The sequence below is a fragment of the Streptomyces sp. genome (assembly GCF_035645055.1).
In the GTDB taxonomy this organism is placed as follows: Bacteria; Actinomycetota; Actinomycetes; order Streptomycetales; family Streptomycetaceae; genus Streptomyces.
Window position 1 is genome coordinate 46046 of record NZ_DASQNH010000047.1, and the last position, 22066, is coordinate 68111.

The window sequence follows — 22066 nt, forward strand, 5'->3', positions numbered from 1 at the left end:
CGAGCTGCGGCTCAGCCCAGGTCCGGCGCGTGCATGGCCCGCACGCCCTCGATGTTGCCGTCCAGGTAATGCCGCAGCGACAGCGGCACCAGGTGGACGGTGGCGATCCCGACCCGGGTGAACGGCACCCGCACGATCTCGTACTCACCCGCGGGCTGCTCCACCTCGGGACCGTGCCGCAGCGCAGGGTCCATGGACTCCAGCCGGCAGACGAAGAAGTGCTGCACCTTCACACCGGTCGCGCCGCCGTCCTCGCCGATGTGCTCGACGGTGTCCACGAAGCACGGCACGACATCGGTGATCTTGGCGCCCAGCTCCTCGTAGACCTCCCGGTGCAGGGCGTGGACGACGGTCGGGTCTTCGGGCTCGACCCCGCCGCCGGGAGTCACCCAGTAGGGATCCACACCGGGCTTGGTGCGCTTGATCAGGATCAGGTCGTCACCGTCCAGGAGAACGGCGCGGGCGGTGCGCTTGACCACGGGTCGGACGGTCATGGGTGAAATGTGGCCCGGCTGGTTCCACGTGAAACATTGCGAAACGTGACCGATGGGGCTCATGGAGTGACGCTCCGGCTTGTGTCCCGCGCCGGGGCTCAGCACCAGTCGGCAGCTGCCCGCTGGAGCCACGTGTGAGCCCGGGCGATATGCGGCATCGCCAGGGTCCCGGCACGGGCCACCAGGAAGTACGTACGCAGCGGCGGAACCGCCGGCTCGTACAGGGCGACGATCTCCCCGCGTTCCAACGCGGCCGCGCACAGATAGCGCGGCAGAACGGCGATTCCCGCTCCGGTGACCGCGCAGGTCAGGACCGCGCGCAGATCCGGAACGACGACGGTGCCGGCGGCGGCCGGCCGGGCGTCGAAGACGGAGGCCCAGTAGCGGGAGACGAAGGGCAGCGACTCGTGGACCTCGACCACGGGCAGGTTCTCCAGGGCGGACGCCCCCATCCGGCGCGGGCTCCCGGGGCCGATGCGCTCGGCCCAGTGCGGCGCGGCGACCAGGACGTGCTCCTCGTCGCAGAGCGGCGTCGCGGTGAGCAGGGGGCCGCGCGGGCGGGCCGTACTGAGGGCGAGATCGTGATGCCCGGCGGCCAGCCCTTCCAGCACCTCCTCGGCGTTGCCGAAGGAGGCCCGCAGGGCGAAGCCCGGTCCGGCGTCGCCGGTCAGCGCGACCAGCGCGGGCAGTGCCCGTTCGGCGGTGAACTCCGGCGGGCCGGCGAGATGCAGGGTGCGTAAGGAGGACTCGTCGTCGAGCCCGGTCCCGGCGATCTCCACCAGGGCGTCCAGATGCGGCGCGGCCTTGTGGGCGAGTTCGTCGCCGATGGTCGTGGGGGTCACACCCCGGGCCTGCCGCAGGAAGAGCGGGCGGCCGAGCTGGCGTTCCAGGGCGCGGATCTGCGAGGTGACGGCCGGCTGGGACAGGCCCAGCAGGGCGGCCGCGCGGGTGAAGGATCCGGCCCGGTGCACGGTCACGAAGGTGCGCAGCAAGGCCAGGTCCATGGCGATGTCCCCCTCTCCCTGCCGTCCTCCCGGCCCTCCGACAGGGGCCCAACTATAAATAAGTCGATAGGTCGCTGTCGTTACTGTGATTGGACACTGACACACAGTCAACTAGCCTTGTTCGCGCGGTTCTTCGCGCGGAACCGAGGACGGTCCGAGCCACGAGGGGGGAGGTTCGGACCGTCCGATCGACGTAGCCGGAATGCGACGCGGTCGTACCGGTGGATCAGGGTCCGCCGAGCGGTCAGTCAGCCGACTCGTCCAGTGCCCGCACCAGGTCCGCCACCAGGTCCTCGGGATCCTCGGCACCGACCGACAGCCGGACGAAACCCTCCGGCACCGCGTCCCCGCCCCAGCGACCGCGCCGCTCGGCCGTGGACCGCACCCCGCCGAAGCTCGTCGCGTCGTCCACGAGCCGCAGCGCCTCCAGAAATCGGTCCGCACGCGCGCGCGTGGGCAGCGTGAAGGACACCACGCACCCGAACCGCCGCATCTGCTGCGCGGCGACCTTGTGCGACGGGTCGCCGGGCAGTCCCGGATAGCGCAGCCCGGTGACCTCCGGCCGCTGCCGCAGCGCCTCCGCGACCACCAGGGCCGTGGCGTTCTGCCGGTCCACGCGCAGCTGGAGCGTGGCGATCGAGCGGTGCGCCAGCCAGGCCTCCATCGGCCCCGGAATCGCCCCGACGATCTTGCGCCAGCGGCGTACGGCGGTCATGGGCTCGCCCGCGCGGCCGGTGACATAGCCCAGCAGGACGTCACCGTGCCCGGTGAGCTGTTTGGTGCCGCTGGCCACGGAGAAGTCCGCGCCCAGCTCCAGCGGGCGCTGCCCGAGGGGGGTGGCGAGCGTGTTGTCGACGGCGACCAGGGCCCCGCGCGCGTGGGCCGCCTCGACGAGCCGGCGGATGTCGCAGACGTCCAGGCCGGGGTTGGACGGGCTCTCGATCCACAGCAGCTTCGCGCCGTCCAGGACGTCGAGCTGGGCGTCGCCGCCGGTCGGCGCGGTGCGCACCTCGACGCCGTACGCCTCCAGCTGTGCCCGCACCAGCGGCAGCACCTGGTAACCGTCGCTGGGCAGCACGACCGTGTCGCCCGCGCACAGCTGGGAGAAGAGGACCGACGAGATGGCGGCCATGCCCGAAGCGAAGACCAGCGTCTCCACGCCGTCCCGCCCGGGCGCCTCCAGCTCGCCGATCGCCGCCTCGAGGTGCGTCCAGGTCGGGTTCTCGTCCCGGCCGTAGGTGTACGGCCCGGTGGGCTCGCCGGGCAGATGGAAGTGCGCGGCGAACACCGGCCCCGGCAGGGTCGGCTCGTACTTGACCGGCTGGGGCAGCCCCGCCCGCACCGCGCGGGTGCCGTCACCGCCCGCGAAATGCCCCGAATCGTTCATGCCGCCTGCCCTTCCACGTGCTCACGTACCGCGGCGAGCAGTCCGGCGCTCGCCGCCTCCACCATCTCAAGGCACTCCTCGAAGCCGTCCCTGGCCCCGTAGTAAGGGTCCGGGACATCGAGGTCGTCGCCCGCGGCGGGGTCGTAGGAGCGCAGCAGCCGCACCTTCCCGGCGTCCCGCTCGGTGGGCGCGAGGCGGCGCAGCGCCTTGGCGTGCCCGGTGTCGAGGGCGATGACGAGGTCGAGCCGTTCGAACCAGGACGGGTGGAACTGGCGGGCGGTGTGCTCGCTGTCGTACCCGTGCTCCTCCAGTACGGCGACGGTGCGCGGGTCGGCCGGGTCGCCCTCGTGCCAGCCGCCGGTGCCGGCGCTGTCGGCCTCGACCAAGCCGTCGAGCCCGGCCTCCGCGACGCGCGCGCGGAAGACGGATTCGGCCATCGGGGAGCGGCAGATGTTGCCGGTGCAGACGAAGCAGACGCGGTACGTCACGGCGCTCAGTCCTTGTCGGGCAGGACGACGTTGAGCGCCCAGGACACGATCGAGATGATCAGGCCGCCGACGACGGCGGTCCAGAAGCCCTCGACGTGGAAGCTCAGGTCCAGCTTGTCGGCCAGCCACGAGGTCAGCAGCAGCATCAGCGCGTTCACGACCAGGGTGAACAGGCCGAGCGTGAGGATGAGCAGCGGCAGGCTGAGCAGCTTCACGACCGGTTTGACCAGGACGTTCACCAGGCCGAAGAGCAGCGCCACCAGCAGCAGCGTGCCGGCCTTCTTGCCGGTGCCGGCACCGGTGAGGGTGATCTTGTCCAGCAGCCACACGGCGACCGCGAGGGCGCCCGCGTTGGCGATCGTCTTGACTAGGAAATTCATCATGTGTCTGATCGTGGCAGACCGGATCGGGTACGAGCAGGGGTGCGAGGGCGACGCAACGATGAAGGCATTCCGGCTGGACGAACTGGAGGCGGAGCGCGCCGCCAACGAGGGGGCGTACCTGCAGTTCCTGCGTGAGCGGAACATGTCGGTCGGCCTGTACGCGCTGAACGCGGGGGAGCACGACCCCCAGAGACCGCACAGCCAGGACGAGGTGTACTTCGTCGTCAGCGGCCGCGCCTCGATCACCGTCGGCACGGAGACCACGCAGGTGGCGCGCGGCAGCGTGGTGTACGTCCCGGCCGGTGTGCCGCACAGGTTCCACCACATCAGCGAGGACCTGCGGGTCCTGGTGGTGTTCTCTCCACCCGAGAGCTGACCCGCGGCCTCCGGATTCCCTAGGGGACCGGTCAGGGGAGGGCAAGGGGTGCGGGGCCCCCGCCCGGCCTGCCCCCGCACCTAGCATCGAGGGCAGGACATCGAGGACGAGAGAAGGGCGAGGGCGATGCGAGAGATCTTCGCGGGGCTGCCGTGGTGGGTGAAGTGGGTCGCGGTGCCGGTCATCGCCCTGGTGGTGTTCGGCGGACTGATAGCCAGTGTCGTCGGCTTCGTGGTCGGACTGCTGTTCAAGCTGCTGATTTTCGTGGCACTGGTGGGCGGACTCGTCTACGTCGTCAGGAAGTTCACCGCCGGATCGTCCTCGCGGGGCGATTGGTAGAGGTGTGGGTGACGGGAACCGGTAACAGAAACGGCCGGTTCCCTCGGGCGAGGGAAGTTTCCGGGACAGGGCGTCTGCGGGCCGTGGCGGACGGTTAAAGTCCGGAACCCCTCGCGGGGTCGACCCCCGCGAGGGGCGCACACCCCCGTACACCCCGCCCGTGTTTCCCCGCACGGGCCGCCCCCTCGCTTCGGGAGTGACCCATGGCCACGGCTGACACCGGCCCCGCAGGACCCGACGCACGCCCCGCCCCCAGCAGCACCGCCCTCTCCCCCCAGCCCCTCCGAGTACGGCCACCCGAGCAGCCCGCCCCGCCGGGATCGTCCTCGCGGGCCTTCCGGGCGCCCCGGCGGTCCGCCGACCCACCGACCCAGGCGCGGCCGATGCCCCAGGCGCGGCCGGGAACCCCTCCCGCGCAGCAGCAGACCGCGACGCTCATCGGTTCGGTCCAGCGCGCGATGCGCCTCCTGGAGTGCGTCGCCGGGCATGAGTACGGCGCCCCGGCCAAGCAGCTGGCCCGCGAGACCGGTCTCGCGCTCCCGACGACGTACCACCTGCTGCGCACCCTGGTGCACGAGGGCTATCTGCGCCGGGAGAAGGGACTGTTCTTCCTCGGCGCGGCAGCGGAGCGGCTCAGCAGCAGCGGAGCGCAGGAGAAACGTCGCAGCACGGTCGCGGACGCGCTCGCCCGCTGGCGGGATTCGCTCGGCGTGCCGGTGTACTACGCGATCTACCGGAACGGGGAGATCGAGGTCATGTGCGTCTCGGACACCCCCGGCAACCCGGCGGTCGAGGAGTGGGCCGACTTCCGCGAGACCGGCCACGCGCACGCCATCGGACAGTGCCTGCTGTCTCAGCTGGACAACGCCGCCCGCCGTGACCATCTGGAGCGCTACCCGGTGCAGTCCATCACCCCGTACACGGTCCGTGACAACCGCACCCTGCTCCAGCGTCTGGAGCGGGTGGGCCGGATGGAACCCGTGGTCGAGCGACAGGAGTACGCCCTCGGCACGGTCTGCGCGGCGATCCCGATCACCGTGGGGACGACGGCGGCGACGATGGCGATCTCGCTCCCCTGTCATCAGGAGGATCGACTGCTGCCCGCGGCACGTCAGTTGCAGAGTGAGGTCGGCCGGCTGCTGGGGTCGCTCGCCCTCTCTATCAGTATCTGAAAACTCACTCCTTGTGATCTGCTGTGTACGTTCAGCAAGATGCCAGCAGTATTCAAAGGTTGATTCCCGGCCAATCGACGGCAACAGACGGGGTAGGCGATGCGCGAGTCCGTACAGGCAGAGGTCATGATGAGCTTTCTCGTCTCCGAGGAGCTCTCCTTCCGCATCCCGGTGGAGCTGCGCTACGAGACGTGTGATCCCTATGCCGTGCGCCTGACCTTCCATTTGCCCGGCGACGCACCGGTTACCTGGGCGTTCGGCCGCGAGCTGCTGATCGACGGCGTGGGCCGGCCGTGCGGCGAGGGCGATGTGCGGGTCTCTCCGGTGGAGCCCGACGCGCTGGGCGAGGTGCTGATCAGGCTTCAGGTCGGCGCCGACCAGGCCCTGTTCCGGTCTTCCTCGGCACCGCTGGTCGCCTTCCTGGACCGCACCGACAAGCTGGTGCCGCTGGGGCAGGAAGGCTCGCTCGCCGACTTCGACGCCCATCTCGACGAGGCGCTCGACCGGATTCTGGCGGAGGAGCAGAGCGCGGGATGAACCGTCGCGTATGACAAGAGGAGTAACGCTTCTTCTTGACGTTTTGGCGTACCGGCGTATCTGAGTACCGGCGTTCGTCGGGTGGTCGGCCCGCCCTCGGCGCTTGCCTCAGCGCTTGCGTCGTCGGCCCCGGCCGCCGGTGCGTGCCAAGGGGCTTGCGGAGCCGGTCGTCGCCCGCTCCGCTCCCGGCCGGTCCGCCGAGACCACCAGGGCGGCGAGCGCGGTGGTGACCGGCACCGAGGCGACCAGGCCGATCGAGCCCACCAGCGTCCGCACGATCTCCTCCGCGACCAGCTCGCTGTTGGCGACCGTCCCCACACTGCTCTGCGCGATCGAGAACAGCAGCAGCAGCGGCAGGGCGGCGCCCGCGTAGGCGAGGACGAGCGTGTTGACGACGGAGGCGATGTGGTCGCGGCCGATCCGGATGGCCGCGCGGTAGAGGCCGCGCCAGCCCATCATCGGGTTGGCCTCGTGCAGCTCCCACACGGCGGAGGTCTGCGTGACCGTCACATCGTCCAGCACGCCCAGCGAACCGATGATGACGCCGGCGAGCAGCAGACCGCTCATGTCGATCGACGGATACAGGCCGTGGATGAGGCCGGTGTTGTCGTCGGTGTTGCCGGTGAGCGCGGCCCAGCCGATGAACAGCGAGCCGAGGACGCCGATCAGCAGCAGCGAGATCAGCGTGCCGAGCACCGCCACGGACGTACGGGCCGACAGGCCATGACAGAGATACAGGGCGATCAGCATGATGGCGCTCGCCCCGATCACCGCCACGACCAGCGGGTTCGAGCCCTGCAGGATGGCCGGGAGGACGAAGAAGTTCAGTACCAGGAAACTGATGGCCAGCGCGATCAGCGCCATGACGCCCCGCAGCCGCCCGACGGCCACGACGGCGAGCGCGAAGAGCCCGGCGAGCAGTCCCATCGGCAGCCTGCGGTTCACATCGGTGACCGAGTACTGGAGGTCCTTCGGGGCTGAGGGCTCGTAGGCGACGATCACCTCCTGACCCTGTTCCAGCTGCCGTGACTGATCGGGCTGGACGATCTCGGTGAAGGTACGGCCCTTGTCGTTGCCGGTGTCGACCCGGATGGTCGCCTTCTTGCAGCTGCCGTCGGCCTGCTGCTGGGCGGAGGAGCCCTCGGCGGTGGAGGTGTCGCCGGTCGGGGGCGGCGCCGAGGCGTTGACCGAACCGCAGTCCACCTTCTCGACCCTGGTGACGGTGGCCTGCTGGGTCTGCCGGTCGAAGCCGACCCCGGTCCGCTCGTGCGGCGGGGCACCACCGGGCCACAGCACGGCCAGCCCCACCACCACGGCGGCGGCGAACGGGATGAGCACTGCGGCGATCAGCTTGCGCAGGTGCTGGGAGACGGGCGCGGCGGGCCCATGAGCGTGCGAGTGCCCGTGCCCGCCACCGTGGCCGTTCCCGTGCCCGCCACCGTGGCCGTGCCCGTGCCCGCCACCGTGGCCGTGCCCACCGCCGTGGCCGTTCCCGCGCCCGTGCCCGCCGCTCGAACCCGGGTCGCCACCAGGGCCGCTGCCGGCTCCGGAGCCGCTTCCGGGACCGGCTCCGTGCGGGGGCTCGGGCGGTGGGAACGGGGGATGCTGCGAAGTGGTCACCGACCGATCATCGCAAGAACGAGGGGGGCCCTCTGTTCACCGCGCCCGAATTGACGCTAGCGTGGAGGCACCTTTGTACACGCGGGAGCTCGGAGCACCGGGCTGAGAGGGCGCTGACCTCCGTCCCAGCGATGTTTCACATGAAACATCACCGAACACGAGTGATGTTTCACACGAGACGTCGGCAGACGGATACCGCTGCGTCGACCGCCGAACCTGTTACCGGGTAATGCCGGCGTAGGGAGTAGGTCTCATGACCATCAAGGACGCGCGCACGCCTGCCTCCGCTCAGAACGTCTCCGCCGCGACGGAGACGTCGACCGACGGGGAGGCCGGGAAGTCCATCGGCTGGCACAAGGCGTATGTCGAGGGCACCCGCCCCGACCTGCGGGTGCCGGTCCGCCAGGTGCACCTCACCAACGGGCAGTCGGTCACGCTGTACGACACATCGGGCCCGTACACCGATCCGCACGTCGAAACCGACGTCCGCAGGGGCCTGCCGCCGTTGCGGGAGAACTGGATCATCGCCCGCGGCGACACCGAGGAGTACGCGGGCCGCCCCGTCCGTCCCGAGGACGACGGGATCAAGCACACCTCACCGCGAGGCGGTCTGCGCAACCTCGACGCGGTCTTCCCCGGACGGCCGCGTCAGCCGCGCCGGGGCCGGGAGGGCCAGGCGGTCACGCAGCTGGCGTACGCCCGCCGGGGCGAGATCACCCCGGAGATGGAGTTCGTGGCCCTCCGGGAGAACGTGTCTCCCGAGGTGGTCCGCGAGGAGATCGCGGCGGGCCGGGCGGTGCTGCCGGCCAACGTCAACCATCCGGAGATCGAGCCGATGATCATCGGGAAGCGGTTCCTGGTGAAGGTCAACGCCAACATCGGCAACTCCGCGGTGACCTCCTCGATCGAGGAGGAGGTCGAGAAGATGACCTGGGCGACCCGCTGGGGCGCCGACACGGTCATGGACCTGTCCACCGGCCGCAACATCCACACCACCCGCGAGTGGGTGCTGCGCAACTCACCCGTGCCGATCGGCACCGTGCCGCTGTACCAGGCGCTGGAGAAGGTCGACGGCAAGGCCGAGGAACTGACCTGGGAGATCTACAAGGACACGGTCATCGAGCAGGCCGAGCAGGGCGTGGATTACATGACGGTCCACGCGGGCGTGCGCCTGGCGTACGTCCCGCTCACCGCGAACCGCAAGACCGGCATCGTCTCGCGCGGCGGCTCGATCATGGCGGCATGGTGCCTGGCACACCACAAGGAGTCGTTCCTCTACGAGAACTTCGAGGAGCTGTGCGAGATCCTCGCCGCCTACGACGTGACCTACTCGCTCGGTGACGGCCTGCGGCCCGGCTCGATCGCGGACGCCAACGACGAGGCGCAGTTCGCCGAGTTGAAGACGCTCGGGGAACTCAACCGGATCGCCAAGCGTTTCCATGTGCAGACGATGATCGAGGGCCCCGGTCATGTCCCGATGCACAAGATCAAGGAAAACATCGACCTTCAGCAGGAGATCTGCGATGAGGCTCCGTTCTATACGCTCGGCCCGCTGACGACGGACGTCGCGCCCGCGTACGACCACATCACCTCCGGCATCGGTGCCGCGATGATCGCCTGGTGGGGCACGGCGATGCTCTGCTACGTCACGCCCAAGGAGCACCTGGGCCTGCCCAACCGTGACGACGTCAAGACCGGCGTCATCACCTACAAGATCGCCGCTCACGCGGCCGACCTGGCCAAGGGGCACCCCGGGGCGCAGGAGTGGGACGACGCGCTGTCCGACGCCCGCTTCGAGTTCCGGTGGGAGGACCAGTTCAATCTGGCCCTCGACCCGGACACGGCCCGCGAGTTCCACGACGAGACCCTGCCGGCCGAGCCCGCCAAGACGGCGCACTTCTGCTCGATGTGCGGGCCGAAGTTCTGCTCGATGAAGATTTCCCAGGACATCCGCCGTGAACACGGCGGCACCAAGGCGGAGATCGAGCAGGGCATGGCCGAGAAGTCGAAGGAGTTCGCCGCGGCCGGGAACCGGGTGTATCTGCCGATCGCGGACTGACCCGCGCCGGGCCCGCACTCCTCGTCCCGTCCTCGCGTCGTGCCGTCCTCCGGTCGTCGGCTTCAGGCTTTCCGGCAGGCCAGAAGGCAGTTTTCGGCTTGCGCTCCCCGTGCGGGGGCGCAAGCCGAGGGTCATTCCGGCCGGTGCTCCGGGCCGCCGAAGTCCGGGCTCGTGTAGTCCGGGCTGGTGTAGCTGGGCCGGGAGCCGGCTGCCGGGCCGTCGCCGGGGCTGGTGAAGCCGGGGCGGTCATAGCCGAGGTGCGGCATGCGGCTGGTCGGCGCCGGTGGGGCCGTACGGTGCAGTACGGCCGTGCCGGAGTCGGCGAGGGCCTCGCGCAGGAACGGCACGATGCCGCGCTCCAGCAGGGCCTCGCGCCAGGCGTCCTTCGCCTGGGCCAGCTCGGTGTTCGGTTCGCCGTACGGATCGGGCTCCGGTGAGGGCCGGTTGCGCAGGGCGGTGAGCAGCAGACCCACGGCCGCGGCCAGGATCGCCAGCGCGGTCACGGCGCCGAACACCCATCCGGTGGTCAGCATGGTCCGGGCGAACGCCTGCTCGGGATCGAGCATTCTCAGGACGTACCCGACGAGCAGGAAGATCGCCGCGGCCGTGCCGGCCAGGACGGGGGCGAGGACGGCGACCAAGGCGACGGCGCCCGCGCCGACGGTCTCGGCGGCCTCTCCCACGGTGGTGGCGAGGCCCACCGCGCCCGGCCCCGGCTCCTCGGAGCCGGACGCGCTGACCGACGACGGGGCGGACGGCGCCGGCCGGCGCAGTTCCTCACGGACCTTCACATAGTGCTGGTACTCGGTCGCGGCGGCCGCCGTGATGAGGGCGGTGGCGCTGAGCGCCATGATGCGCAGCTGTTCGGTGGTGAGCCGCTGCCCGGCAGCGGCCAGTTCCGGGCGGTGAGGTGCGGAGCGCAGCACCTCGTCGAGGAGCCGCTCGTACTCCTGGCGGTCCTCACTCAGCAGGTGCTGCGGAACGCTGTTCATGTGCATCCCCCGATGCTCCGTAGGGCTTGGGGCTCGCACGCTGACGAGCCGTCGGGCAGAAACGGAGGGGAGCCTGCTACGGATATGCCGATGGTAGAGCGGTGACGGCAGGCGGTGACAGGGGGTTTACCGAAATTGGGGTCCGGCCTGCATGGTTACCCGCCGGTCCGCCGTCGGCGGGCCGACCACCGGTCGACCACTCAGATGTTCAGCGGAAGTTGCTGGACCAGCAGCTTCCCGGCCATGGTCACGCCACCGTCCATCGCGATGGCGAGTCCGTCGGCGTAGACGTGCGGTCCCTCGACCAGGGGGCCGGTGCTGTCCTCGCCGTCCTCGGAGCCGACCTCGCCGAGCAGATACGGAATGGGGCTGTGGCCGTGGACGATGCGGGTGCCGCCGTAGGTGTCGAGCAGGGAGCGCACGGCGTCGGCGCCGCCCTCGTCGCGGAAGGAGAAGCGCTTGGTGAACTTGCGGAAGAGGTCCCACACCTCGTCCGCGTCGTTGCGGGTGAGGGTCTCGCGGACGTTGTCGTTGACGGCCTCGATGGAGTCGCCGTAGTCGAGATAGGCGGTGGTGTCGGAGTGGACGAGCAGATGGCCGTCGGTCTCGGTGAGCGCGTCGAGGCGGGCCATCCACTGGAGGTGGTGGTCCTGGAGGCGGTCCATGTCGGTCTTCTGGCCGCCGTTGAGCAGCCAGGCCGCCTGGAAGGTGGCGGTGCCCGCGCCGGAGTTGACGGGCGTGTCGCCGAACCGCTTGGCGCCGAGGAGCAGCAGCTCGTGGTTGCCCATCAGGGCCTTGCAGTAGCCGCCCGCCGCGGCGGCCTCGGCGGACAGCCGCATGACCAGGTCGATGACGCCGATGCCGTCCGGGCCACGGTCGGTGAAGTCGCCGAGGAACCAGAGCCGGGAGGTGCCCGCGCACCAGCGCCCGGCGGCGTCGATCAGGCCCTTCTCCTGAAGTGCGGTGACCAGCTCGTCGAGGTAGCCGTGTACGTCCCCGACGACGAACAGCGGGCCGGGACCGGCGGCGGGCGGTGTGACGGGCGCCGGGTCGACGGTCACCTGAAGCGTGTCACCCCGGTTGATCACCGGCAGGTCGCGCTCGGTCGGCGTGTACTCCTGGGGGTAGGCCACCGGCTCCGCGACGGGCCCCGGGGCCTCGCCGGGGTGGGTGCTGTGGGCATACGGACCGGTCTCGTGGACATACGCCGGTACCCGGAAGTCGCGCAACGTCGCCGTCCGCTCCACCTCGGGTCCCTGACCGGCCCCCTGAGTCATCGACCCCTCCACCATCGCGCCGCCGCTGCACCGCTTCGGACTGCCTGGTCGCAGCGGCCCGCGGTGTCGTGGGCCCATCATAGGAATGCGGATCGCGCCGTGTGATGACCCAGGGGTGGTGAATCAGAGCAGGACTCCGGTTCATCGCGGCTTTCGCCCCGATTGGGCAGGGCTTCGGCCGCCCTGGTGACCGCCTCCGGTCAGTCCCTCTCGGGAGCCCGCGGCGGGCTGACCGTCGTCCGAGGCGGGCGTCGCTGGGACGAGGTACGCACGATCAGCTCGGTCGGTATCACCTGTTCGACCGGGTGGTCCGACTCGACGCCCTCGATGGCGTCGATGAGGAGCTGGACCACCGCCGTGCCGATCCGGCGTGGTTTCAGGGACAGCGTGGTGACCGGCGGTTCGGTGTTGGCGTACACGGTGGATTCGCTGCAGCAGACCAGAAGCAGGTCGTCCGGTACGCGCAGCCCGTAGCGCCGGGCGGCGGCGAGCAGGTCGGTGCCGTTCGGGTCGAACAGTCCGTACACCGCGTCGGGCCGGTCGGGGCGGGCCAGCAGCCGGTCGGCCGCGACGGCGCCCGCACACGGGTCGTGTGCCGGGTAGGCCTCGTACACCGGGTCCTGGCCGACCCGCTCGCACCAGCGCAGATACGCGGTGGTCGACAGGTGGGTGTACATGTCCGTGGTGGTGCCCGTCAGCAGGCCGATGCGGCGGGCGCCGGCGTCGGCCAGATGGTCGAGGATGCCGAGGACGGCGGCTTCGTGGTCGTTGTCGACCCACGCGGTGACCGGCAGCGAGCCGGCCGGGCGGCCGTCGGAGACGACCGGTAAACCCTGCCGGACCAGTTCGCTGACGACCGGGTCCTGATCAGAGGGGTCGATGACCACCGTGCCGTCCAGGGCGACGTTCGACCAGACGTCGTGCCGGGAGGTCGCGGGCAGGATGACGAGGGCGTAGCCGCGGGCGAGCGCGGCCGAGGTGGCGGCCCGCGCCATCTCCGCGAAGTACGCGAACTCGGTGAAGGTGAAAGGTTCATCCCCGTATGTGGTCACGGTCAGGCCGATGAGGCCCGACTTGCCGGTACGGAGGGTGCGGGCCGCGGCCGACGGGCGATAGCCCAGCCGGTCGGCGACCTCTCGGACATGGCGTCGGGTGGCGTCCGGGAGCCGGCCCTTGCCGTTGAGGGCGTCGGAGACGGTCGTGATGGAGACTCCGGCGGCGGCGGCCACGTCTCTGATGCCCGCCCGGCCCGGCCGGCTGCCTCGACGTGAGGTTTCCGCGCGGCTCACCTGGTGCTTCCCTGCTGCTGTCATGGCGAGCCGATAGTAGGGCTCATGCGGTGGGGTAGTGCGGACGCATATGCACCCGTTGACAGGCACGTTTCTGCATGGCCAGTCAGGTTCAATTGCCTTAGAATACAAGGCAGTTGACGATATTCTGCATCGTACGTGACCTGTCGGCGTGCACCGGCCTGCCAACCGGGCGAGGTATCGAAGAGGTCTCAACTCACCTTCATGAGGGATGCGCGCCACGGCGCGAGCTACCGGCGCGTAGATATATGTGCGGCGCGCCCCCCGCTTCGTACGCCTTCGCTCCGTGTTGCCCCGCGATGCCGGTGAGGTGCGGCGACAGGGCGCCCCGGAGCGGTCCTCCCGCACCTGTTCGCAGCAGAGCCGAATCCTCATAAGGTAAGAAGCATTGGTAGCCGGTGACGGTCAGGCGGTGCCGGTGGTCGCGAGGAGGACTGCGGTGAGCGAGACGAGCCCCAAGCTGCGCGCCGAGCTGGAGGGTATTCCCACCTACAAGCCGGGCAAGCCCGCCGCCGCGGACGGCCCGGTGGCCTACAAGCTGTCCTCCAACGAGAACCCCTATCCGCCGCTGCCGGGTGTGCTGGAGAGTGTCACGGCCGCGGCCGCCTCCTTCAACCGCTACCCGGACATGGGCTGCACGGGCCTGATGAACGAGCTGTCCGAGCGGTTCGGGGTGCCCGTCTCCCATCTGTCCACCGGCACCGGTTCCGTCGGAGTCGCCCAGCAGCTGATCCAGGCCACCGCCGGCCCTGGTGACGAGGTCATCTACGCCTGGCGGTCCTTCGAGGCGTACCCGATCATCACGCAGATCAGCGGTGCCACCTCGGTCCGGGTGCCGCTGACGCCGGGCGATGTGCACGACCTGGAGGCGATGGCGGCGGCGATCACCGACCGCACCCGGCTGATCTTCGTCTGCAATCCCAACAACCCCACGGGCACGGTGGTGCGCCGGGCCGAGCTGGAGCGCTTCCTGGACCGGGTGCCCGGCGATGTGCTGGTCGTCCTCGACGAGGCGTACCGCGAGTTCATCCGCGACCCAGAGGTACCGGACGGCGTCGAGCTGTACCGGAACCGGCCGAACGTCTGCGTGCTGCGGACCTTCTCCAAGGCGTACGGCCTCGCCGGGCTGCGGGTCGGGTTCGCGATCGCACATGAGCCGGTGGCCGCTGCGCTGCGCAAGACGGCGGTGCCGTTCGGAGTGAGCCAGCTGGCCCAGGAGGCGGCGATCGCCTCGCTGCGCGCCGAGGACGAGCTGCTCGGCCGGGTCGGCTCGCTGGTGTGCGAGCGCACCCGCGTGGTCGACGGGCTGCGCGCGCAGGGCTGGACGGTGCCCGAGACCCAGGCCAACTTCGTGTGGCTGCGGCTGGGGGAGCGCACGGTCGCCTTCGCGCAGGCCTGTGAGCAGGCGGGCGTGGTCGTGCGACCGTTCCCCGGTGAGGGTGTGCGGGTGACGATCGGGGAGGCCGAGGGCAACGACATCTTCCTGAAGGCGGCGGAGGCGTTCCGCGGGGAACTCTGAACACCGAGGGCTCCCGCTCATGGGGCGGGGCACGGCTCATGGGGCGGAGTCACGGGGCCCGTTCGCGCTGCGGCGCGTCGCGTGCCGTGCCCGCCCCCACCTCTTCGCCCCCCTCGGTGCCGATGCGCGGCAGCAACCGGTCCAGCCGGCGGGAGTCCACCAGGCGTGCCGGCCCCGCGGGGTCATCACGCGGGCATCGTGAGCAGCCGTACGACGGTGGCGTCCGGGTGGTGCGGCACCTCGGACGGCGGCGGGACGGCTACTCGGCTAGTCGTGCACCAGCTCCACGCGGATGGGGTCGCCATTGCGCACGGTGGCCAGTAGGCGGGGGTCGCCGTCGAGGCTGCCGAGCACGTTGCAGGGACTGGCGAGGCGGCACTCGTCACCCCGCGAGATGGGGGTGGGGCCGTAGGGAAGGGCGAGGGCGTCGCCGTCGGTCCAGAAGGCGACCGTGCCGGGGTCGACGACCTGGCGGGCCTCGGTTTCACGTGAAACGGCGACGCCGGTGTCGAAGTAGACCTCCTCGCCCCAGGTGTGGGCCGTGGAGGAGAGCGGCAGGGCCTTGGTGAGGGCCTGGGTCGTCGGGGTGTCGTCGAGGGTCGCGGTGAGGTGTCCCGCGGGCCAGGAGATCCGTATGCGGGTCGAGGACCGCGTCTCTGTGTGCGCTCGTGAGTGCTGTGTGTACATGGCGCGCAATTCAACAAGATGTTGAAGTCGCTGCCAAGAGGTTGCCATGGAGGCCAAGGAGGGACCCCCCTGTCCAGGCCGAAAATCAGTGCGTCATAATTACTTGTGAATGTGAACGCGTTCACAAGCGTGTCCCGGTTGATCCCGTTTGTTCGTGACAAGAGGGGCAAACTGCCGCGGTCCACGGCGATGTAAGGAGACTGACGACGTGGAATTGGCTTTGGCGCCCGAGACTCTGGCGCGTTGGCAGTTCGGCATCACCACCGTCTACCACTTTCTGTTCGTCCCCCTGACGATCTCGCTCGCCGCCCTCACGGCCGGCCTGCAGACCGCCTGGGTGCGCACGGAGAAGGAGAAGTACCTCAGAGCGACGAAGTTCTGGGGCAAGCTCTTCCTGATCAACATCGCGATGGGTGTGGTCACCGGCATCGTGCAGGAGTTCCAGTTCGGCATGAACTGGTCCGACTACTCCCGCTTCGTCGGTGACGTCTTCGGAGCGCCCCTCGCGTTCGAGGCCCTGATCGCCTTCTTCTTCGAGTCCACCTTCATCGGACTGTGGATCTTCGGCTGGGACAAGCTGCCCAAGAGGATCCACCTGGCCTGCATCTGGATGGTCTCGATCGGCACGCTGCTGTCGGCGTACTTCATCCTCGCGGCGAACTCGTGGATGCAGCACCCGGTCGGCTACCGGATCAACGAGGAGAAGGGCCGTGCCGAGCTGACCGACTTCTGGGCGGTCCTCACCCAGAACACCACCCTCAACCAGGTCTTCCACAGCTTTTCGGCCGCCTTCCTCACCGGTGGTGCCTTCCTGGTCGGCATCGCCGCCTTCCACCTGATGCGCAAGAAGCACATCCCCGTGATGCGGACCTCGCTCCGGCTCGGCCTGGTCACCCTGGCCGTCGGCGGTCTGTTCACCGCGGTCAGCGGCGACACCCTCGGCAAGGTCATGTACGAGCAGCAGCCGATGAAGATGGCCGCCGCCGAGGCCCTGTGGGACGGCGAGAAGCCGGCGCCGTTCTCCGTGTTCGCCTACGGCGACGTCGACAAGGGGCACAACAAGGTCGCCCTGGAGATCCCGGGTCTGCTGTCCTTCCTCGCCCACAGCGACTTCGAGTCGTACGTGCCCGGCATCAACGACACCAATGAGGCCCTCCAGGAGAAGTTCGGGCCCGGCGACTACAAGCCCATCGTCCCGGTCGCCTACTGGGGCTTCCGCTGGATGATCGGCTTCGGCATGGCGTCCTTCTCGCTCGGCCTGCTCGGCCTGTGGCTGACCCGGAAGAAGTTCATGCTGCCGGCCGCCCACCGCACCGGCGAGGACCAGGTGCCACACCTGGTGCTGCTGAAGAAGCCGCTCGGCACCAAGCTCACCCGGCTGTACTGGCTGCTGGCCCTCTGGACGATGGGCTTCCCGCTGATCGCCAACTCCTGGGGCTGGATCTTCACCGAGATGGGCCGTCAGCCGTGGGTCGTCTACGGCGTGTTCCAGACTCGCGACGCGGTCTCCCCCGGTGTCTCCACGGCCGAGGTCCTCACCTCGATGATCGCCTTCACCGCGCTCTACGCCGTTCTCGCCGTGATCGAGGTCAAGCTGCTGGTGAAGTACGTCAAGGCCGGCCCGCCCGAGCTGACCGGGGCCGACCTCAACCCGCCCACGAAGATCGGCGGCGACCTCCGTGACGCCGACAAGCCGATGGCCTTCTCCTACTAGGCCGAGGGAGCCGCACAGTCATGGAACTGCACGACGTCTGGTTCGTTCTGATCGCCGTCCTGTGGACCGGCTACTTCTTCCTGGAGGGCTTCGACTTCGGGGTCGGCGTCCTCACCAGGCTGCTGGCCCGCGACCGGGCCGAGAAACGGGTGCTGATCAACACCATCGGCCCGGTCTGGGACGGCAACGAGGTGTGGCTGCTCACCGCGGCCGGCGCCACCTTCGCCGCCTTCCCCGAGTGGTACGCCACCCTCTTCTCCGGCTTCTACCTGCCCCTGCTGCTCATCCTGATCTGCCTGATCATCCGTGGTGTCGCCTTCGAGTACCGCGCCAAGCGCCCCGAGGAGCACTGGCAGCGCAACTGGGAGACCGCGATCTTCTGGACCTCGCTGCTCCCGGCGTTCCTGTGGGGCGTCGTCTTCGGCAACATCGTCCGCGGCGTGCAGATCGACCGGGACCTGGAGTACGTAGGCACCGTCGGCGACCTGTTCAACCCGTACGCGCTGCTCGGCGGCCTGGTGACGCTCTCCCTGTTCACCTTCCACGGAACGGTGTTCGTCGGGCTGAAGACGGTCGGGGAGATCCGGGAGCGGGCGCGGGGACTGGCCCTGCGCGTCGGCCCGGTGACCGCCGTACTGGCGCTGCTCTTCCTGCTGTGGACGCAGGTGGAGAACGGCGACGCCGCCTCGCTCGTCGCCATGGTCGTGGCCGTCGCCTCGCTCGTCACCGCGCTGGCGGCGACCCGGGCGGGGCGTGAGGGATGGGCCTTCACCTGGTCGGGGCTCACCATCGTGGCCGCCGTGGCGATGCTCTTCCTGACGCTCTTCCCGAACGTCATGCCGTCGACGCTGAACCCGGACTGGAGCCTGACCGTCACCAACGCCTCGTCCAGCGCCTACACCCTGAAGATCATGACCTGGCTCGCGGTCGTCGCGACTCCGGTGGTGCTGCTCTACCAGGGCTGGACCTACTGGGTGTTCCGGAAGCGGATCGGCACCCAGCACATCGCGCCCGACCCGCACGCCGCTCCCCAAGCCGCGCACTGAGGTGTGTTTCACGTGAAACCGATCGATCCACGGCTGCTTCGCTACGCCCGTGCCACCCGGTTCTTCCTGGTGGTGGTCGTCGGCCTGGGCGCCGTCGGCGCCGGTCTGGTCATCGCTCAGGCGATGCTCGTCGCCGAGACGGTGGTGGGCGCCTTCCAGAACGGGATGTCGATCACCGGACTCCGCACGCCGTTGCTGCTGCTGGCAGTCGTCGCGTGCGGCCGTGCCCTGGTCGCCTGGCTCACCGAGCTGGCCGCCCACCGGGCCGGCGCGGCGGTGAAGTCGGAGCTCCGGGGACGGCTGCTGGATCGGTCGGCGGCGCTCGGCCCGGGCTGGCTGAGCGGGCAGCGCACCGGTTCGCTGGTCGCGCTGGCGACACGGGGAGTCGACGCGCTCGACGACTACTTCGCCCGCTATCTGCCCCAGTTGGGGCTCGCGGTGGTCGTGCCGGTGGCGGTGCTGGCGCGGATCGTCACCGAGGACTGGGTTTCGGCGGCGATCATCGTCGGCACCCTGCCGCTCATCCCGCTCTTCATGGTGCTGATCGGCTGGGCCACCCAGTCCCGGATGGACCGTCAGTGGCGGCTGCTGTCCCGGCTGTCCGGCCACTTCCTGGACGTGGTCGCCGGCCTGCCGACGCTGAAGGTGTTCGGCCGGGCCAAGGCCCAGGCCGAGTCGATCAAGCGCATCACCGGCGAGTACCGCCAGGCGACCCTGCGCACCCTGCGGATCGCCTTCCTGTCGTCCTTCGCGCTGGAGCTGCTGGCCACCCTCTCCGTGGCCCTGGTCGCCGTGACGATCGGCATGCGGCTCGTGCACGGTGAGATGGACCTGTACATCGGCCTGGTCATCCTCGTCCTCGCCCCCGAGGCCTATCTGCCGCTGCGACAGGTCGGCGCCCAGTACCACGCTGCGGCCGAGGGCCTGGCGGCCGCCGAGGAGATCTTCTCGGTGCTGGAGACCCCGGTACCGGCCTCGGGCACCGGCGCCGTCCCGGCCGGCCCGCTGACCTTCGAGAACGTGACCGTCCGCTACCCGGGTCGCGCGGCGGACGCGGTGTCCGACGTCTCCCTGACCGTCCAACCCGGCGAGACCGTCGCCCTCGTCGGCCCGAGCGGCGCGGGCAAGTCCACGCTGCTCAACGTCGCGCTGGGCTTCGTACGGCCCAGCGAGGGCCGGGTGCGCATCGGGGGAGCCGATCTCACCGACGTCGACCTGACGGAGTGGCGCTCGCATATCGCGTGGGTGCCGCAGCGACCGCATCTGTACGCCGGGACGATCGCGGAGAACGTCCGGCTGTCCCGCCCCGACGCCGACGACCGTGCCGTACGCCGGGCGTTGCGGGACGCGGGCGCGCTGGAGTTCGTCGATGCCCTTCCTCAGGGCGCGGACACGGTCCTGGGCGAGGACGGCACCGGCCTGTCCGCCGGTCAGCGCCAGCGGCTCGCCTTGGCCCGGGCCTTTCTCGCCGACCGGCCCGTACTGCTGCTGGACGAGCCGACGGCCGCGCTCGACGGGGCCACGGAGGCGGAGATCGTCGCGGCGGTTCGGCGCCTCGCCGCCGGGCGCACCGTCCTGCTGGTGGTGCACCGGCCGGCGCTGCTGGACGTGGCGGACCGGGTCGTACGGCTGGCCGGCGCGGCCCCCGGGCCCGCGCGCTCGGCGGCGTCCGCAGGTCTGTCCCCGGTGGTGCCCGCCGCACGCCGTGCCTCGACGGCATCGGAGCCGCGCGCCGCTCTCGGCGAGACGGCGGCCGTGATCGGGCCCGAATCGGCGGCACTGGATACGGCACCCGCCCCCTCGGCACCCGCCCCCTCGGCACCCGCCCCCTCGGCATCCACCCCCTCGGCATCCACCCCCTCGGCCGGTACCTCGACCGGCACCCCGACCCACGCCCCCGCAGGTGTCCTGACCCGCGTCCGCGCCCTGTCCGCCGCCCGACGTGGCCGTCTCGGCCTCGCGCTGCTGCTCGGGAGTCTCGCGCTCGGCAGTGCCGTCGGCCTGATGGCCACCTCCGGCTGGCTCATCTCGCGGGCCTCGCAGCAGCCGCCCGTGCTGTATCTGATGGTGGCGGTGACGGCGACGCGAGCCTTCGGGATCGGCCGGGCGGTGTTCCGGTACGCCGAGCGGCTGGTGTCGCACGACGCCGTGCTGCGGATGCTGGCCGACACCCGGGTCGCCGTCTACCGGCGGCTGGAAAGGCTGGCACCCGCCGGTCTGCGCACCACCCGCCGGGGCGATCTGCTCTCCCGGCTCGTCGCCGACGTGGACGCGCTCCAGGACTACTGGCTGCGCTGGCTGCTCCCCGCCGGGGCGGCCGTCGTGGTCTCCGCGGTCTCGGTCGGGTTCACGGCCTGGCTGCTGCCCGAGGCCGGGGCCGTCCTCGCCGTCGGCCTGCTGGCCGCCGGCGCCGGGGTCCCGCTGATCACCGGTGCCGTGGCCCGGCGCGCGGAGCACCGCCTCGCTCCGGCGCGGGGCGTGCTCGCGACCCGAGTGGCCGACCTGCTGACCGGCACCGCGGAGCTGACCGTCGCCGGCGCCCTGCCCGCCCGGACCGCCGAGACCCGGCGGGCCGACGCCGAGCTGACCCGGATCGCCTCACGCGCGGCCACCGCCACCGCCCTCGGTGACGGCCTGATCGCGTTGGTCTCCGGCCTGACCGTCGCCGCCGCCGCGCTCACGGGCGTCCAGGCCGTGGCCGACGGACGGCTGAGCGGCGTCGCGCTGGCCGTGGTCGTGCTCACTCCGCTGGCCGCCTTCGAGGCCGTGCTGGGACTGCCGCTCGCGGTGCGGTACCGGCAGCGGGTGGCCCGGAGCGCGGAGCGGGTGTTCGAGGTACTGGACGCGCCCGAGCCGGTACGGGAGCCGGAGCGGCCCCGGCAGACGCCCGCGACGCCGTTCCCCGTGGTGCTGCGCGACCTGTCCGCCCGCCACCCCGGCCAGGAGCGGGACGCGCTCGCCGGGCTCGACCTGACGCTGCACCAGGGACGCCGCATCGCGGTCGTCGGCCCCTCCGGGTCCGGCAAGACGACTCTGGCGCAGGTGCTGCTGCGGTTCCTGGACGCCCGCGCGGGCAGCTACACGCTGGCCGGGGTGGACGCGTACGCCCTCGACGGCGACGACGTACGGCGGCTGGTCGGACTGTGCGCCCAGGACGCGCACCTCTTCGACAGCACCGTGCGGGAGAACCTGCTGCTCGCCCGGCGGGACGCCACGGAGGACGAGCTGCGGGCCGCGCTCGCCCGGGCGCGCCTGCTGGAGTGGGCCGACAGCCTGCCCGACGGGCTGGACACCCTCGTCGGCGAGCACGGGGCCCGCCTGTCGGGCGGTCAGCGGCAGCGGCTGGCCCTCGCGCGGGCGCTGCTCGCCGACTTCCCGGTGCTCGTCCTGGACGAGCCGGCCGAGCATCTGGACCTGCCGACCGCCGACGCCCTCACCGCCGACCTGCTGTCCGCAACCGAGGGGCGTACGACGCTGCTGATCACCCACCGGCTGGCCGGTCTCGAGGACGTGGACGAGGTGCTGGTGCTGGACGCGGGACGGGAGGTGCAGCGCGGGACCTACGCGGAGCTGGCCGCGGTGGAGGGGCCGCTGCGGGACATGCTGGCGAGGGAGGCGGCGACGCAAGCGGTGACCGGCGCGGTCGGCTGACCGACCATCAA

19 protein-coding genes are annotated in these 22066 nt (G+C 70.6%); 9 read left to right on the plus strand and 10 right to left on the minus strand.

The genetic code is table 11. From position 1 onward, the window contains the following. Positions 1-11: 11 nt before the first annotated feature. The 5 genes from VE614_RS15805 to VE614_RS15825 form a co-directional block, all read right to left on the minus strand. The gene (locus tag VE614_RS15805) at positions 12-494 is read right to left on the minus strand and encodes an NUDIX hydrolase (RefSeq protein ID WP_324936899.1); all 483 of its coding nucleotides are present in this window, start codon (positions 492-494) and stop codon (positions 12-14) included. A 98-nt stretch (positions 495-592) separates the two neighbouring features. After that, a complete protein-coding gene (locus tag VE614_RS15810) occupies positions 593-1498 on the minus strand; it encodes a LysR family transcriptional regulator (RefSeq protein WP_324936901.1) in 906 nt (301 codons plus the stop codon). Between the two features lie 244 nt (positions 1499-1742). After that, positions 1743-2885 carry a cystathionine gamma-lyase gene (locus VE614_RS15815; protein WP_324936903.1) on the minus strand — a complete coding sequence of 381 codons (1143 nt, stop codon included), beginning with the start codon at positions 2883-2885 and terminating at the stop codon, positions 1743-1745. After that, on the minus strand, positions 2882-3373 hold the full coding sequence (locus tag VE614_RS15820; protein ID WP_324936905.1) for a low molecular weight protein-tyrosine-phosphatase: 492 nt from the start codon (positions 3371-3373) through the stop codon (positions 2882-2884). The genes VE614_RS15815 and VE614_RS15820 overlap by 4 nt, the downstream gene beginning before the upstream one ends. 5 nt (positions 3374-3378) lie before the next feature. Beyond that, positions 3379-3756 (minus strand): phage holin family protein, encoded by a 378-nt coding sequence (locus VE614_RS15825; protein ID WP_324936907.1) that lies wholly within the window; start codon positions 3754-3756, stop codon positions 3379-3381. Between the two features lie 58 nt (positions 3757-3814). Here VE614_RS15825 and VE614_RS15830 point away from each other — a divergent pair, with 58 nt between their 5' ends. The 4 genes from VE614_RS15830 (at position 3815) to VE614_RS15845 (ending at position 6180) form a co-directional block, all read left to right on the plus strand. Beyond that, positions 3815-4132, plus strand: a complete 318-nt coding sequence (locus tag VE614_RS15830) for a cupin domain-containing protein (RefSeq protein WP_324936947.1) — start codon at positions 3815-3817, stop codon at positions 4130-4132. A gap of 126 nt (positions 4133-4258) precedes the next feature. Continuing rightward, entirely contained in the window at positions 4259-4471 is a 213-nt protein-coding gene (locus VE614_RS15835; RefSeq protein ID WP_324936908.1) for a DUF5326 family protein, read from the plus strand. Between the two features lie 383 nt (positions 4472-4854). After that, positions 4855-5643 carry an IclR family transcriptional regulator gene (locus VE614_RS15840; RefSeq protein ID WP_324936910.1) on the plus strand — a complete coding sequence of 263 codons (789 nt, stop codon included), beginning with the start codon at positions 4855-4857 and terminating at the stop codon, positions 5641-5643. 99 nt (positions 5644-5742) lie between these two features. Then, complete coding sequence (locus tag VE614_RS15845) at positions 5743-6180, plus strand: SsgA family sporulation/cell division regulator (protein WP_043502313.1); 438 nt, start codon at positions 5743-5745, stop codon at positions 6178-6180. Positions 6181-6288: 108 nt separating this feature from the next. Here VE614_RS15845 and VE614_RS15850 read toward each other — a convergent pair whose 3' ends face one another. Next, a complete protein-coding gene (locus VE614_RS15850; protein ID WP_324936913.1) occupies positions 6289-7800 on the minus strand; it encodes a YibE/F family protein in 1512 nt (503 codons plus the stop codon). A gap of 253 nt (positions 7801-8053) precedes the next feature. On the opposite strand from VE614_RS15850, the gene thiC reads away from it, so the two are divergent. After that, on the plus strand, positions 8054-9859 hold the full coding sequence (gene thiC / locus VE614_RS15855; protein ID WP_324936915.1) for a phosphomethylpyrimidine synthase ThiC: 1806 nt from the start codon (positions 8054-8056) through the stop codon (positions 9857-9859). Between the two features lie 131 nt (positions 9860-9990). Here the strand turns inward: thiC and VE614_RS15860 are convergent, their stop codons facing one another. The 3 genes from VE614_RS15860 to VE614_RS15870 all read right to left on the minus strand — a co-directional run bounded on the left by VE614_RS15860 (position 9991) and on the right by VE614_RS15870 (position 13441). Further along, positions 9991-10857, minus strand: a complete 867-nt coding sequence (locus VE614_RS15860) for a hypothetical protein (RefSeq protein ID WP_324936917.1) — start codon at positions 10855-10857, stop codon at positions 9991-9993. A gap of 194 nt (positions 10858-11051) precedes the next feature. Next, positions 11052-12143 carry a metallophosphoesterase gene (locus VE614_RS15865; RefSeq protein ID WP_324936919.1) on the minus strand — a complete coding sequence of 364 codons (1092 nt, stop codon included), beginning with the start codon at positions 12141-12143 and terminating at the stop codon, positions 11052-11054. A 185-nt stretch (positions 12144-12328) separates the two neighbouring features. Continuing rightward, positions 12329-13441, minus strand: a complete 1113-nt coding sequence (locus VE614_RS15870) for a LacI family DNA-binding transcriptional regulator (RefSeq protein ID WP_324936921.1) — start codon at positions 13439-13441, stop codon at positions 12329-12331. Positions 13442-13877: 436 nt separating this feature from the next. Here VE614_RS15870 and hisC point away from each other — a divergent pair, with 436 nt between their 5' ends. Then, positions 13878-14957 carry a histidinol-phosphate transaminase gene (gene hisC / locus VE614_RS15875; protein ID WP_324936923.1) on the plus strand — a complete coding sequence of 360 codons (1080 nt, stop codon included), beginning with the start codon at positions 13878-13880 and terminating at the stop codon, positions 14955-14957. Between the two features lie 267 nt (positions 14958-15224). Here the strand turns inward: hisC and VE614_RS15880 are convergent, their stop codons facing one another. Continuing rightward, positions 15225-15644 carry a cyclophilin-like fold protein gene (locus VE614_RS15880; RefSeq protein WP_324936925.1) on the minus strand — a complete coding sequence of 140 codons (420 nt, stop codon included), beginning with the start codon at positions 15642-15644 and terminating at the stop codon, positions 15225-15227. Positions 15645-15852: 208 nt separating this feature from the next. Between VE614_RS15880 and VE614_RS15885 the strand changes: the two genes are divergently transcribed. From VE614_RS15885 to cydD, 3 genes are read left to right on the plus strand one after another with little or no spacing between them, the layout of a single operon-like run. Then, entirely contained in the window at positions 15853-17358 is a 1506-nt protein-coding gene (locus VE614_RS15885; protein WP_324936927.1) for a cytochrome ubiquinol oxidase subunit I, read from the plus strand. 20 nt (positions 17359-17378) lie between these two features. Beyond that, complete coding sequence (gene cydB, locus VE614_RS15890) at positions 17379-18404, plus strand: cytochrome d ubiquinol oxidase subunit II (protein ID WP_324936929.1); 1026 nt, start codon at positions 17379-17381, stop codon at positions 18402-18404. Positions 18405-18416: 12 nt separating this feature from the next. Beyond that, the gene (gene cydD / locus VE614_RS15895; RefSeq protein WP_324936931.1) at positions 18417-22055 is read left to right on the plus strand and encodes a thiol reductant ABC exporter subunit CydD; all 3639 of its coding nucleotides are present in this window, start codon (positions 18417-18419) and stop codon (positions 22053-22055) included. Positions 22056-22066: the final 11 nt, after the last annotated feature.